Origin of the sequence: Streptomyces sp. TRM70350, assembly GCF_019219825.1 — a bacterium.
Taxonomy (GTDB): domain Bacteria; phylum Actinomycetota; class Actinomycetes; order Streptomycetales; family Streptomycetaceae; genus Streptomyces.
Map to the genome: position 1 here is coordinate 172,803 of NZ_JAHUXH010000003.1, position 13,368 is coordinate 186,170.

Genomic DNA, 13,368 nt, shown 5'->3' on the forward strand with positions numbered 1-13,368 from the left:
ACAGAAAGGGACGGATAACCGGTGTCGACGCCGTTCTATGTCTCACCCCAGCAGGCCATGGCCGACCGGGCGGAGTACGCCCGCAAGGGCATCGCCCGGGGCCGCAGCCTGGTCGTGCTGCAGTACGCCGACGGCATCGTGTTCGTCGGCGAGAACCCGTCCCGCGCGCTGCACAAGTTCAGCGAGATCTATGACCGCATCGCGTTCGCGGCGGCCGGTAAGTACAACGAGTACGAGAATCTGCGCATCGGCGGCGTGCGCTACGCCGACCTGCGTGGTTACACCTACGACCGGGACGACGTGACCGCGCGCGGTCTGGCCAACGTCTACGCGCAGACGCTGGGCACGATCTTCTCCAGCGCGGCCGAGAAGCCGTACGAGGTGGAGCTGGTCGTCGCCGAGGTCGGGGAGACGCCCGAGGGGGACCAGATCTACCGGCTGCCGCACGACGGGTCGATCGTGGACGAGCACGGTTCGGTCGCGGTCGGTGGCAACGCCGAGCAGATCAGCAGCTATCTGGACCAGCGCCACCAGGACGGCATGACCCTCGCCGAGGCGCTGAAGCTGGCCGTGCAGGCCCTGTCCCGTGACACCAACGGCACCCAGCGGGAGATCCCCGCCGAGCGGCTGGAGGTGGCGGTGCTGGACCGGACGCGTCCGCAGAAGCGCAAGTTCAGGCGGATCACCGGTCGGCAGCTGGCCCGGCTGCTGGAGGCGGGCGGCGCGTCGTCCGCCGCGGAGGCCGAGGACGAGTCCGCCGAGGACGAGTAGCCCCAGCTCATTCCGCTTCGGATGCCCCGGTCGTCGACGGCCGGGGCATCCGGCGTTCAGAGGGCCGGTGGCGGCGCCGTGGAGCCCCGAACGACCAGTTCGACCGGGATGTCCCCGCCGTCGGGCTCCCGGCCCTCCAGGACCGCCAGCAGGGCCCGCATCCCGCGTTCCCCGAACAGCTCGGCGTCCAGGCGTACGGTCGTCAGCTCGGGGTCGATGGCGGTGGCCAGGGCGAGGTCGTCGAGGCCGGTGACGGAGATGTCGTCGGGGATGCGCAGGCCGAGCCGCCGGACGGCCTTGTAGGCGCCGGCCGCCAGCTTGTCGTCGTCGCAGACGACGGCGGTGGCCCGATGGCGCCGGAGCGCGGCCTCGGCGGCGGTCAGGGCGCCCTCGATGGAGATGGGCGCGCGGGCCGTGTGCACGGTCGTGCCGGGGACGGCGTCCACGCGTGCGCCGAGTTCCCGGGCGCGTACCTCGAAGGTCCAGGAGGGCACGTCGGCCGCCAGGTGGAGAAAGCGGCGGTGGCCGAGGCCGAGCAGATGGTCGGCGACCTGGCGGACGCCGTCGGCGATGTCGAGGTTGACCGTGGCCGCGCCCAGGCTGCCCGCCGGGTCGCTGTCGAGCATCACCAGGGGCAGCTGGTCGCCGCGGATGGCGGTGAGGGCGTCGGCGGCCATGGAGGAGGCGATGACGCCGTCGAGGGCGGCCTGGGCGGACGCGAAGGGGTCGCGGGCGGGGCCGATGCCCTCGGGGGAGGGGTAGAGGACGACGCCGAAGCCGTGTTCGGCGGCGACGCGGGCGGCTCCGGTGTAGACGCCCGCGAAGAACTCCGTGGTGAGGGCGGGGACCACCAGCAGGACCGTGCGGGTGCGGCCGAGGCGGAGGTTGCGGGCGGCCAGGTTGGGCCGGTAGCCCAGGTCACGGGCGGCCTCGCGGACCCGCTGGGCGGTCGCTTCCGAGACGCGGCCGCGCCACTTCTCGCCCAGCACCAGCGAGACGGCGGCCTGTGAGACCCCGGCGGCCTCGGCGACGTCCCGGCTGGTGGGGCGGGTGCCGGCTCGTGCCACTCGGCATGCTCCTTCGTCGGCGTGGGGTCCGGGCTCCGCCTGGACGGTGAACAGCGCACATGGTACGTATGGCAGTGGACGTTATACGTAAAACTTCAGCGGAGGGGGCGGACATGGCCGCGGGATACGGGGAGATCCTCAGGGCGAAACACGCCGCGAGGCTGCTGGTCGGCACGCTCGTGGGGCGGCTGCCCAACGCCACCGCCGCGATCGCCATCGTGCTGTTCGTCCGCGCCGAGGGCGGCTCGTACAGCCTGGCCGGGGCTCTGGCGGCCGTCTACGGAGTCGCCAACGCGACCGGTCAGCCCCTGCTCGGGCGGCTGGTCGACCTGTACGGGCAGCCGCGGATCCAGTTGCCGGCGGCGCTGCTGTCGGCGCTCGCCATGGCCGTCTTCGCCTTCAGCGGCACCGAGGCGCTGCCGCTGTCCTACGTCGCCGTCGGCGCCGCCGGGCTGTTCACACCGCCGCTGGAGGGCGGGCTGCGCGCGCTGTGGCCGTCGGTGCTGCGCCGGGAGGACCAGGTGCACACGGCGTACGCCATGGACGCGGTGGCGCAGGAAGTGATGTTCACGGTGGGGCCGCTGCTGGTGACGCTGTGCGTGTCGCTGTGGTCGGCGCAGGCCGCGCTGCTGGTGCTGAACGTCGTCGGTGTCCTCGGCGCGCTCTGCGTGGTGCTGTCGCCGCCCTCGCGCGCGTGGCGGTCGGCGCCGCGCGAGGCGCACTGGCTGGGCGCGCTGCGCTCGCCGGGGCTGCTCGCCCTGCTGGGCGCGTTCCTGTTCGTGGGCGTGGCGCTCGGCTCCATCACGGTGGCCGCCGTGTCGTACGCGGACGACCGCGGCGGTGACGCGGTGTACGGCTGGCTGATGGCGGCCGTGGGGCTCGGCGCGCTGGTCGGCGGTGTCGGCTACGGGGCGCGGCAGTGGGCCGGTGCCCCCGAGCGGCGACTGCGGGTGCTGGTCGGGCTTCTGGCGGTGTGTTATCTGCCGCTGCTGCTGATGCCGGGTCCGGTCGCGATGACGGCGCTGGCCGCGCTGGCCGGGGTCTTCCTGGCGCCCGCCATCGCGTGCGCGTTCGTCATCGTCGACCGGCACGCTCCGCGAGGGACCGTCACGGAGGCGTTCTCCTGGCTTGTGACGACGTTCACAGTGGGCGCGTCCGTCGGTACGGGGCTGGCGGGGCCGGTCGTCGAGTGGGGCGGTGCGCTGTGGGGCTTCGCCGTGCCCGGTGCGGCGGGGGCCGTGTCGTTGCTGGTTCTGCTGGCCACGGGGCGGGTACTCGCAGCTCCCGCCAGGACAGCGGTCGTTGCGGCTTCATCGGAAAATGATCCAAATCGTGCTGCCGAACCCCGTTTCAGTTCAGGGGATCGGGCGTAATGTTCAGTCATGGACCGCCGCATTTTCGGGCTGGAGAACGAGTACGGCGTCACGTGCACGTTCAGGGGACAGCGCCGTCTGTCGCCTGACGAGGTGGCGCGGTACCTCTTCCGCCGTGTCGTGTCATGGGGCCGCAGCAGCAATGTCTTTCTGCGGAACGGCGCCCGCCTGTATCTCGATGTGGGCTCCCACCCGGAATACGCGACACCCGAATGTGACAACGTGATCGAGCTGGTCACCCACGACAAGGCCGGAGAGCGCATTCTCGAAGGCCTCCTGGTGGACGCGGAACGACGCCTGCACGAGGAGGGAATCGCGGGCGACGTCTACCTCTTCAAGAACAACACCGACTCCGCCGGCAACTCCTACGGCTGCCACGAGAACTATCTGGTGGCCCGGCACGGGGAGTTCTCCCGGCTCGCGGACATCCTGATTCCGTTCCTCGTCACCCGGCAGCTGCTGTGCGGCGCCGGCAAGGTGCTGCAGACCCCGCGCGGCGCCGTGTACTGCGTCAGCCAGCGCGCCGAGCACATCTGGGAGGGCGTCTCCTCGGCGACGACCCGCTCCCGGCCGATCATCAACACGCGCGACGAACCGCACGCCGACGCCGAGCGCTACCGCCGCCTGCATGTCATCGTGGGCGACTCGAACATGTCCGAGACGACCATGCTGCTCAAGGTCGGCGCCACCGACCTGGTGCTGCGCATGATCGAGGCGGGCACGGTGATGCGCGACCTCACTCTGGAGAACCCGATCCGGGCGATCCGCGAGGTCAGCCACGACATAACGGGCCGGCGCAAGGTGCGCCTGGCCAGTGGCCGGGAGGCCTCCGCGCTGGAGGTGCAGCGCGAGTACTACGAGAAGGCCGTCGACTTCTGCGAGCGGCGCGGTATCCGCACCGGCATCGTCGAGCAGGTGCTGGAGCTGTGGGGTCGTACGCTGGAGGCGATCGAGGCCGAGGACCTGGACCGGATCGACACCGAGATCGACTGGGTCATGAAGTACAAGCTCCTGGAGCGGTACCGGGCCAAGCACAACATGACCATGTCGCACCCGCGGGTCGCGCAGATAGACCTCGCCTACCACGACATCCACCGCCGTCGTGGCCTGTACTACCTGCTGGAGAAGAAGGGGCAGGCCGCTCGGATCTGCAACGACTTGAAGATCTTCGAGGGCAAGTCGGTTCCGCCGCAGACCACTCGGGCCCGGCTGCGTGGCGACTTCATCCGGCGGGCGCAGGAACAGCGCCGGGACTTCACCGTCGACTGGGTCCACCTCAAGCTCAATGACCAGGCCCAGCGCACGGTGTTGTGCAAGGACCCGTTCCGTTCGGTGGACGACCGGGTGGAGAAGCTGATCGCCGGTATGTGAGCCATGCGTTTGCGGTGAAAGCGGAACGCAACACGGGCGCCGTTCGTTTCCAGTGCGGCGCCCTTCTCACGCCGTAGAGTTGCGCGCACGCCATCAAGCAAGATCGACCGATTACGAGGCCCCCACCGTGCGCCGACGCTCACTTCTCATCGCCGTTCCCGCTGGACTGGTCACGCTCGCCGCATGCGGCGACGAAGGGTCCGACTCCGGCAAGGCCAGCGACACCGCGTCGCCCTCGGACCCGGCGACCTCCGCCGCGCCGTCGCCGAAGATCGTCGACGGTCCGCTGCCGGCGGTCACCGCGGGCAGCGAGTTCGGCGAGAAGCCCACGGTGGCCAAGGGCAGCGGCGAGCCGTCGAAGGACCTCGCGGTGAAGACGCTGATCGCGGGCGGCGGCCGTACGGTCGCGGAGAACGACTACATCGTGGCCCACTACCTGGGCCAGATCTGGGACACCGCGAAGGTCTTCGACAACTCCTACGACCGCAAGACCCCACTGCTCATCCAGCTCGCCCAGGGCGGCATCATCGACGGCTGGCGCTACGGCCTGACCGGCAAGAAGACCGGCAGCCGTGTCGCGATGGCCGTGCCGCCCACCTGGGGGTACGGCGAGCAGGGCAACGCCCAGGCGGGCATCAAGGGCACCGACACGCTCGTCTTCGTCGTCGACATCGAGGACACGTACAACGCCCGCAGCTCCGCCAAGGGCACCGACGTCGCGCAGGACAACGTGGACCTGCCCAAGGTCGGCACCAACACCGACGGCAAGGCGCCCTCCATCGAGATCCCCAAGACCGACGCGCCGACCGAGCTGGTGGCGAACTACGTCATCGAGGGCGACGGCGAGGAGGTCGGCGCCGACAGCACCGTGCTCGTGCAGTACAAGGGCGTGCTCTGGGACACCGGCAAGGAGTTCGACTCGTCGTACAGCCGCAAGGCGCTCACGTCGTTCTCCCTCCAGCAGGTCGTCAAGGGCTGGGCGCAGGGCCTGACCGGCAAGAAGGTCGGCAGCCGCGTGCTGGTCGTCATCCCGCCGGAGCTGGGGTACGGGGACAACCCGCCGCAGGGCAGCGGCATCGAGAAGGACTCCACGCTGGTCTTCTCGGTCGACATCCTGGCGAAGATGTGATCGTTCGGGATGTAAGACTGTGTGTGTTCGCCTATCCACAGACATGCAGGAGCTGAAGACGTGAGCATCGACAAGCCCGAGATCGACTTCCCGGGCGGCGAGCCCCCGGCGGACCTGGAGATCAAGGACATCTGGGAAGGCGACGGCCCCGTGGCGCAGGCGGGCCAGACGGTCACCGTGCACTACGTCGGTGTCGCCTTCAGCACGGGCGAGGAGTTCGACGCCAGCTGGAACCGCGGCACGCCGTTCCGCTTCCCGCTCGGCGCGGGCCGCGTCATCAAGGGCTGGGACCAGGGCGTGCAGGGCATGAAGGTCGGCGGCCGCCGCCAGCTGACCATCCCCGCCCACCTCGCCTACGGCAACCAGAGCCCGACTCCGGCGATCAAGCCCGGCGAGACGCTGATCTTCGTGGTCGACCTGCTCGGCGTCTGAGCAGGACCGACCGGAGCCGATCATCCGGGGCCCATGCCTGTTCGGGCATGGGCCCTCCGCTTTTGCCAGGGCCCCGCGGAGCGGTACGGTCATCGGTCGGAAGCACCATAGGGAAGGCGAAGGGCGTCGATGGCCATTGCCAAGGCCGAGCGGCTGATGAACCTGGCGCTGTGTCTGCTGGGAACGCGGCGGCCGCTCAGCAAGCGCGAGCTTCGAGAGTCCATCGAGGCCTATCTCGAAGCGGGCAGCGACGACTCCTTCAACCGGATGTTCGAGCGGGACAAGGACGACCTGCGCGAGCTGGGCCTGGTCATCGAGACCGTCGAGAACCTCGACGGCGAGGTCGGCTACCTCGCCCGCCGCGACAGCAACCGCCTGCCGCCCATCACCCTCGACGCCGAGGAGGCCGCGGCCCTGGGCCTGGCCGCCAAGGTCTGGCAGCAGGCCCGGCTGGCGGGCGCGGCCAGCGGCGCCCTGCAGAAGCTGCGTGCCGCCGGGCTTCCCGAGGATGTCGACCCCTACGAGGCGCACGGCGCCCTGGAGCCGCGCATCCCCGTGCACGAGGCCGCCTTCGAGCCGCTGATGCTGGCCTGCCGCGACCGCCGCCCCGTCGTCTTCGAGTACCGCAAGGCCACGGCCGCCCACCCCGAGACCCGGCAGGTGGAGCCGTGGGCGCTGGAGTGCTGGCGCGGCCACTGGTACCTCGCGGGCTGGGACCGCGACCGCGGGGCCGAGCGGGTCTTCCGGCTGTCCCGGATCACCGGCAGGGTGCGCACCCGCAGCGGCCGGTACACCGCGCCCGTCCCCGACGTCGTCACCGTGCGGGAGACCGTCGCCGGGTGGGCCGGCGAGACCGCCGACCGCAGCGCGCGGATCCGGCTGCGCTCCGGCGCCGGGTACCCCCTGCGGGCGAAGGCCACGGCGGTCCGGGAACTCGGCGACGGCTGGGACGAGTTGGAGATTCCGTACGGCCACGGGCTGGACGCCTGGCTGGTGGAGTTCGGGCCGGACGTGGTGGTCCTGGAGCCCGCCGAGCTGCGGGCCGATGTGGTGGACCGGCTGCGTGCCGTGGCCAAGGGCTGAGGGGGAGCGGAAGAGACAGTGGCCGGTAAACCGATCAGGCCCGCGAACGCCATCGACCAGACCCGGCGGATGCTGTCCCTGGTGACGTATCTGAAGGAGCGCCCCGGGGCCCGGGTCGAGGACGTCGCCCGCGCCTTCGGCATCACCGAGGAGGAGCTGGTCTCCGACCTCGATGTGCTGCCCATGTGCGGCACCAGCTTCCGCGGCGGTGACCTGCTCGACATCGACACCGACGGCGAGCGCATCTGGTGGCACAACCCCGCCGCTCTCGGGGCGGAAGCGGCCGAGCCGCTGCGCCTGGCCGCCGACGAGGCGACCGCCCTGCTGGTGGCCGCCCGGGCCGTGTCCACCCTGCCCGGCCTGCGCGAGAGCGACCGGCAGGCGCTGTTGCGCGCCACCGCCAAGGTGGAGGCCGCGGCCGGTGAGGCGGCCGGCGCCAGCTCCCGGCTGTCGGTGACCTTCGAGTCCGAGGGCGGTGTCTTCGCCGACGTCGACCGGGCGATCTCGGAGCGCCGCCGGCTGTGGATCCGCTACTACTCACCGGCCCGCGACGAGGTCACCGAGCGCGAGGTCGACCCGATCCGCCTGGTCAGCGTCGGTCACACCTATGTCGAGGGCTGGTGCTATCGCTCCGAGGCACGCCGCACCTTCCGCCTCGACCGGGTCGCCGAGATCAGGGTCCTCGACGAGCCGTCCGCGCCGCCCGAGACCGAGCTGCGGGACCTGTCCGAGGGGCTGGTGCAGCCCGCGGCCGAGGACCCGGAGGTGGTCGTGGAGGTCGGCCCCGGCGGCCGCTGGGTCGCCGAGTACTACCCGCACGACAGCGCGGATGAGCTTGCCGACGGCGGGCTGCGTATCACCCTGCGCACACCCGACCCGGCGTCGCTGCGCCGCCTCGCCCTGCGCCTCGGCCGGGACGGACGGATCGTCGCCCCACGGGAGCTGGCCGACAGCGCCCGGCAGGCGGCCCGCGAGGCGCTGGCGGCGTACGACGGGATCGAGGCGGAGACTCCCGGGACCGAACCCCCGGGCCACACGGGACACGACAGGCAGGAGCAGGGACTGTGAGCGAGTCGGCGTCTGGGGTGCGGGAGATGACGGTGGCGTCCGCGTTCGCGGGGATGAGAAGCGTGACCCCCGTGGTGTTCAAGGCCGGTTGCCCGGACTGCCGGGGCCGCTTCGAGCTCGCCGCCGGCGCCCTGCGCCTGGCCATCGGCGCCACCAGCCGTACGACCTTCTACTCCTTCACCTGCCCCGAGTGCGGCGCGTCCGTCCGCAAACCGGCCGGGGAGCGGATCGTCGAGCTGCTCACCGGGGGCGGGGTCCGCACCCTGCGGCTGCACTCCACGCTGTAGCGCGCTGCGCTCACCCTGTGCGCACGAGCCGCAGCCCAGGCCCTAGGCTCAGGGGCATGTTCTGGCCGATGTTCGCGGTAGCTGTGGGTTTCCTGGGAATCGCCGTGCTCGGCGTCCTCGCCGTCCGGGTCTTCGTGGAGGCCCAGCGCCTCGGCAGGCAGGTGACGGAGTCCGCCCGCCGTATCAACCGGGCCGCGGAGGACCTGGAGCGGGCGGCGGTGAGCACGGCCCGGGCTGTGGACGCGCTGTGAGCACGCCCTGAGCCGTCCTGTGGTTCCTGCGCTTGATGCGCCTATGAGGCGCTTCGCCCTGTCAACTCCGCCCATGCGGCAGGTACGCTGCTGGTTGCGGCTCGGAGAACGAGGCCCGGGCCGTGGACCGGGAGTACGCACGGGGATTGCCTCACGTTCACCCCTGGGCGTTACGATCGCTGCCAGCACGGTCGTTCGGACAGGTGTCCGACCGGTCGGACAGCACCCCATCCACCCGCCTCGGTGAGAAGGTAAAGACTTATGTTCGGAAGGCTCGGAGCCCCCGAGATCATTCTCATCCTCGTCGTCATCATCCTGCTGTTCGGCGCGAAGAAGCTTCCGGACATGGCCCGCTCGCTCGGCAAGTCCGCGCGCATCCTGAAGAGCGAGGCCAAGGCGATGAAGGAGGACAACAAGTCCTCCGCCCCGGCCGACCCGCCGCACACCGACGAGCAGCAGCCCCCCGCTCAGCGCATCATCCAGGCCGCGCCCGGTGACGTGTCCAGCTCCCGCCCGGTCAACGAGCCGACGGACACGACCAAGCGCTGACGCAGGGCCGGTGACCTCCGGCCTGCCGCACGAGATGGGAACCGTGGGTTGCTGAAGCCTGCCCGCAAGAAGGAGAAGGATCCGGAGGGGCGGATGCCCCTCGCGGAGCACCTCCGTGAGCTCCGCAACCGGCTCGCGAAGGCACTGCTGGCCATCGTCGCCGTCACGATCGTCGCCGCCTTCTTCTACAACGACATCATCAACTTCTTCACCGAGCCGATCCTCGATTCGGTCGGTTGCTCGCAGTCGTTCGAAGAACTGGCCCGCGCGTCCGCCGAGAATGCCAGGAACACCGAGCCGTGCGCCCAGATCACGATCAACGGCCTGCTCACGCCGTTCACCCTGGCGCTCAAGGTGTCCCTGATGGCCGGTATCGTCCTGGCCTCGCCGGTCTGGCTCTACCAGCTGTGGGCCTTCGTCGCCCCCGGCCTGCACAAGCACGAGAAGAAGTACGCCTACGCGTTCGTCGCCACCGGCTTCCCGCTCTTCCTCGGCGGCGCCTACTTCGCCTACAGGGTGCTGCCCACCACCGCGAACGTGCTGATCGAGTTCACGCCGTTCGGTGTCAACAACCTGCTGCCGCTGGACGACCTGCTCGACCTCGTCACGCGCATGGTGATCGTCTTCGGCCTCTCCTTCGAGCTGCCGCTGCTGCTGGTCATGCTCAACTTCACCGGCGCCATCTCGGGCAAGCGGATGCTCGGCTGGTGGCGGGCGATGATCATGGGCATCACGGTGTTCGCGGCGATCGCCACGCCCAGCACCGACCCGCTGACCATGATGGCGCTGGCCGGACCGATCTGGATCCTGTACTTCGGCGCGGTGATCGTCTCCCTCCTCAACGACCGGCGCCGACGCCGCCGCGAGGCCCTCGGCCCCGCCGACGACGAGGCCTCCGAACTGGACCTCACGCCTGAGGACATCGGCGAGGTGGAGACCGTCAGCGCGAGCCGCGCCCTGCCCCAGCAGCCGAGCAAGGACCGGGTCAACGGCTACGACGACGTGACCTGACGTCACGCGGTGACGGCCTGCACCACGCGGGCTTCTGAGCTGCGGGTACCGCCGGATTCACAGGAGCCGATCCGGATAATGATCGTCCTGTTGTCAGTGCGGCCCGGTACGCTCGAAAGCACGATGACTGAGGATCTCTCACCGGCCGAGCGGTACGCGGCAGCACGCAGGCGCGCTGCCGAGCAGGCCACCGCACTCGCGTCGTTCCGCGAGATGTACGACTTCGGCCTCGACCCCTTCCAGATCGAGGCCTGCGAGGCGCTCGAGGCGGGCAAGGGCGTGCTGGTGGCCGCTCCCACCGGCTCCGGCAAGACGATCGTGGGCGAGTTCGCCGTCCACCTCGCCCTGCAGCAGGGCAGAAAGTGCTTCTACACGACACCCATCAAGGCGCTGTCGAACCAGAAGTACAACGACCTGTGCCGACGCTACGGCATCGCGAAGGTCGGCCTGCTCACCGGCGACAACAGCGTCAACTCCGACGCGCCGGTGGTCGTGATGACCACCGAGGTGCTGCGGAACATGCTGTACGCGGGCTCGCAGACCCTGCTCGGCCTCGGCTATGTGGTCATGGACGAGGTGCACTACCTCTCCGACCGCTTCCGCGGCGCCGTGTGGGAGGAAGTGATCATTCACCTGCCCGAGTCGGTGACCCTGGTGTCACTGTCCGCGACCGTGTCCAACGCCGAGGAGTTCGGCGACTGGCTCGACACCGTCCGCGGCGACACCGAGGTGATCGTCGCCGAGCACCGGCCCGTGCCGCTGTTCCAGCACGTGCTCGCCGGGCGCCGGATGTACGACCTGTTCGAGGAGGGCGAGGGCCACAAGAAGGCCGTCAACCCCGACCTCATGCGCATGGCCCGCATGGAGGCCACCCGGCCGTCCTTCCAGGACCGCAGACGGGGCCGGGCCATGCGTGAGGCCGACCGGGAGCGGGAGCGGCGGCAGCGGTCGCGGGTGTGGACCCCGAGCCGGCCCGAGGTCATAGAACGGCTGGACGCGGAAGGGCTGCTGCCCGCGATCACGTTCATCTTCAGCCGCGCCGCCTGCGAGGCCGCCGTCCAGCAGTGCCTGTACGCCGGGCTGCGGCTGAACAACGAGGAGGCCCGGGAGCGGGTCCGCGCGCTCGTGGAGGAGCGCACGGCCTCGATCCCGGCCGAGGACCTGCATGTGCTGGGGTACTACGAGTGGCTGGAGGGCCTGGAGCGCGGCATCGCCGCCCACCACGCGGGCATGCTGCCGACCTTCAAGGAGGTCGTCGAGGAGCTGTTCGTCCGGGGGCTGGTGAAGGCGGTCTTCGCCACCGAGACGCTGGCCCTGGGCATCAACATGCCCGCCCGGTCGGTCGTGCTGGAGAAACTCGTCAAGTGGAACGGCGAGCAGCACGCCGACATCACCCCGGGCGAGTACACGCAGTTGACGGGGCGTGCGGGGCGGCGCGGCATCGACATCGAGGGCCACGCCGTGGTGCTGTGGCAGCGGGGGATGAACCCCGAGCACCTGGCGGGACTGGCGGGGACGCGGACGTATCCGCTGCGGTCCAGCTTCAAGCCGTCGTACAACATGGCGGTCAACCTGGTCGAGCAGTTCGGGCGGCATCGGTCGCGGGAGCTGCTGGAGACGTCGTTCGCGCAGTTCCAGGCCGACAAGTCGGTCGTGGGGATCTCGCGTCAGGTGCAGCGCAACGAGGAAGGGCTCGCCGGTTACCAGCAGTCCATGACCTGCCACCTCGGGGACTTCGAGGAGTACGCGCGGCTGCGGCGCGAACTGAAGGACCGCGAGACCGAGTTGGCCCGGCAGGGGGCGGCACAGCGGCGGGCCGAGGCCGCGGTCGCGCTGGAGCGGCTGCGGCCGGGTGACGTCATCCATGTGCCGAGCGGGAAGTACGCCGGGCTGGCGCTGGTGCTCGATCCGGGGCTGCCGGCCGGGCGGTCCAACGGACACCGGGGGTTCGACCACCATGACGGGCCGCGGCCGTTGGTGCTGACCGCGGAGCGGCAGGTCAAGCGGCTGGCGTCGATCGACTTCCCGGTGCCGGTGGAGGCGCTGGAGCGGATGCGGATCCCGAAGTCCTTCAACCCGCGCTCGCCGCAGTCCCGGCGGGACCTGGCGTCCGCGCTGCGCAGCAAGGCCGGGCACATCGCGCCGGAGCGGCAGCGCAAGCGGCGGTCGCAGGCGGCGGACGACCGGGAGATCGCGCGGTTGCGGGCGGCGCTGCGGGCGCATCCGTGTCACGGGTGCAACGACCGCGAGGATCACGCCCGTTGGGCCGAGCGGTACCACCGGCTGCTGCGGGACACCTCGCAGCTGGAGCGGCGGATCGAGGGGCGGACGAACACGATCGCCCGGACATTCGACCGGATCGTCGCGCTGCTGACCGAGCTGGACTATCTGCGCGACGACGAGGTCACCGAGCACGGCAAGCGGCTGGCGCGGCTGTACGGGGAGCTGGATCTGCTCGCCAGTGAGTGTCTGCGCGAGGGCGTCTGGGAGGGGCTGGCCCCGGCGGAACTCGCCGCGTGTGTCTCGGCGTTGGTGTTCGAGGCGCGGGTCGGTGACGACGCGCTGGCACCCAAGCTGCCCTCCGGCAAGGCGAGGGCCGCGCTCGGTGAGATGGTGCGGATCTGGGGGCGGCTGGACGCGCTGGAGGAGGAGTTCCGGATCACGCAGACCGAGGGGGTCGGGCAGCGGGAGCCGGATCTCGGGTTCGCCTGGGCCGCGTACATGTGGGCATCCGGCAAGGGGCTCGACGAGGTGCTGCGCGAGGCGGAGATGCCGGCGGGGGACTTTGTGCGGTGGTGCAAGCAGGTCATTGACGTGCTGGGGCAGATTTCGGCGGCGGCGCCTGAAGGGTCGACGGTCGTGAAGAACGCGCGAAAGGCTGTTGACGGGTTGCTGCGGGGGGTTGTCGCCTACTCGTCGGTGGGGTGACGGTTGTTCGGCGGGTGCGGGTGCGGGTGCGGGTGTGCCGTGGCTGGG

Annotated in this window: 13 protein-coding genes; 12 read left to right on the forward strand and 1 reads right to left on the reverse strand. The window is 70.6% G+C overall.

Features of this window, described 5'->3' with window-relative positions; genetic code table 11:
• Positions 1-21 precede the first annotated feature (21 nt).
• On the forward strand, positions 22-771 hold the full coding sequence (prcA, locus tag KWI83_RS06765) for a proteasome subunit alpha (RefSeq protein WP_171113417.1): 750 nt from the start codon (positions 22-24) through the stop codon (positions 769-771).
• Between the two features lie 56 nt (positions 772-827).
• Here prcA and KWI83_RS06770 read toward each other — a convergent pair whose 3' ends face one another.
• The gene (locus tag KWI83_RS06770) at positions 828-1,838 is read right to left on the reverse strand and encodes a LacI family DNA-binding transcriptional regulator (RefSeq protein WP_218513366.1); all 1,011 of its coding nucleotides are present in this window, start codon (positions 1,836-1,838) and stop codon (positions 828-830) included.
• A 113-nt stretch (positions 1,839-1,951) separates the two neighbouring features.
• On the opposite strand from KWI83_RS06770, the gene KWI83_RS06775 reads away from it, so the two are divergent.
• From KWI83_RS06775 to KWI83_RS06825, 11 genes are all read left to right on the forward strand, one after another.
• Positions 1,952-3,211 carry an MFS transporter gene (locus KWI83_RS06775; protein WP_218513367.1) on the forward strand — a complete coding sequence of 420 codons (1,260 nt, stop codon included), beginning with the start codon at positions 1,952-1,954 and terminating at the stop codon, positions 3,209-3,211.
• Between the two features lie 9 nt (positions 3,212-3,220).
• Positions 3,221-4,582: a Pup--protein ligase gene (gene pafA, locus KWI83_RS06780; RefSeq protein WP_218513368.1), complete on the forward strand. Its 1,362-nt coding sequence runs from the start codon at positions 3,221-3,223 to the stop codon at positions 4,580-4,582.
• Between the two features lie 127 nt (positions 4,583-4,709).
• Positions 4,710-5,711, forward strand: coding sequence for an FKBP-type peptidyl-prolyl cis-trans isomerase (locus KWI83_RS06785; RefSeq protein ID WP_218513369.1), 1,002 nt, complete (start codon positions 4,710-4,712; stop codon positions 5,709-5,711).
• A 60-nt stretch (positions 5,712-5,771) separates the two neighbouring features.
• Positions 5,772-6,143: an FKBP-type peptidyl-prolyl cis-trans isomerase gene (locus KWI83_RS06790; protein WP_004002537.1), complete on the forward strand. Its 372-nt coding sequence runs from the start codon at positions 5,772-5,774 to the stop codon at positions 6,141-6,143.
• Positions 6,144-6,272: 129 nt separating this feature from the next.
• Positions 6,273-7,226: a YafY family protein gene (locus KWI83_RS06795; protein ID WP_218513370.1), complete on the forward strand. Its 954-nt coding sequence runs from the start codon at positions 6,273-6,275 to the stop codon at positions 7,224-7,226.
• An 18-nt stretch (positions 7,227-7,244) separates the two neighbouring features.
• Positions 7,245-8,294: a YafY family protein gene (locus tag KWI83_RS06800; protein WP_218513371.1), complete on the forward strand. Its 1,050-nt coding sequence runs from the start codon at positions 7,245-7,247 to the stop codon at positions 8,292-8,294.
• Positions 8,291-8,581 carry a hypothetical protein gene (locus KWI83_RS06805; RefSeq protein ID WP_218513372.1) on the forward strand — a complete coding sequence of 97 codons (291 nt, stop codon included), beginning with the start codon at positions 8,291-8,293 and terminating at the stop codon, positions 8,579-8,581. Before KWI83_RS06800 ends, KWI83_RS06805 begins: the two co-directional genes overlap by 4 nt.
• A 56-nt stretch (positions 8,582-8,637) precedes the next feature.
• The gene (locus tag KWI83_RS06810) at positions 8,638-8,832 is read left to right on the forward strand and encodes a hypothetical protein (RefSeq protein WP_218513373.1); all 195 of its coding nucleotides are present in this window, start codon (positions 8,638-8,640) and stop codon (positions 8,830-8,832) included.
• Between the two features lie 261 nt (positions 8,833-9,093).
• On the forward strand, positions 9,094-9,381 hold the full coding sequence (gene tatA / locus KWI83_RS06815; RefSeq protein ID WP_218513374.1) for a Sec-independent protein translocase subunit TatA: 288 nt from the start codon (positions 9,094-9,096) through the stop codon (positions 9,379-9,381).
• 48 nt (positions 9,382-9,429) lie between these two features.
• The gene (gene tatC, locus KWI83_RS06820; protein ID WP_218513375.1) at positions 9,430-10,392 is read left to right on the forward strand and encodes a twin-arginine translocase subunit TatC; all 963 of its coding nucleotides are present in this window, start codon (positions 9,430-9,432) and stop codon (positions 10,390-10,392) included.
• 78 nt (positions 10,393-10,470) lie between these two features.
• Positions 10,471-13,320 carry an RNA helicase gene (locus KWI83_RS06825; RefSeq protein ID WP_218513376.1) on the forward strand — a complete coding sequence of 950 codons (2,850 nt, stop codon included), beginning with the start codon at positions 10,471-10,473 and terminating at the stop codon, positions 13,318-13,320.
• Positions 13,321-13,368: the final 48 nt, after the last annotated feature.

What these genes read in the sequence shown, in the direction of transcription:
- KWI83_RS06775 (WP_218513367.1), top strand. Translation starts at nt 1,952, where the DNA reads ATGGCCGCGGGATACGGGGAGATCCTCAGGGCGAAACACGCCGCGAGG.
- pafA (WP_218513368.1), top strand. Translation starts at nt 3,221, where the DNA reads ATGGACCGCCGCATTTTCGGGCTGGAGAACGAGTACGGCGTCACGTGC.
- KWI83_RS06795 (WP_218513370.1), top strand. Translation starts at nt 6,273, where the DNA reads ATGGCCATTGCCAAGGCCGAGCGGCTGATGAACCTGGCGCTGTGTCTG.
- KWI83_RS06810 (WP_218513373.1), top strand. Translation starts at nt 8,638, where the DNA reads ATGTTCTGGCCGATGTTCGCGGTAGCTGTGGGTTTCCTGGGAATCGCC.
- tatA (WP_218513374.1), top strand. Translation starts at nt 9,094, where the DNA reads ATGTTCGGAAGGCTCGGAGCCCCCGAGATCATTCTCATCCTCGTCGTC.
- KWI83_RS06825 (WP_218513376.1), top strand. Translation starts at nt 10,471, where the DNA reads ATGATCGTCCTGTTGTCAGTGCGGCCCGGTACGCTCGAAAGCACGATG.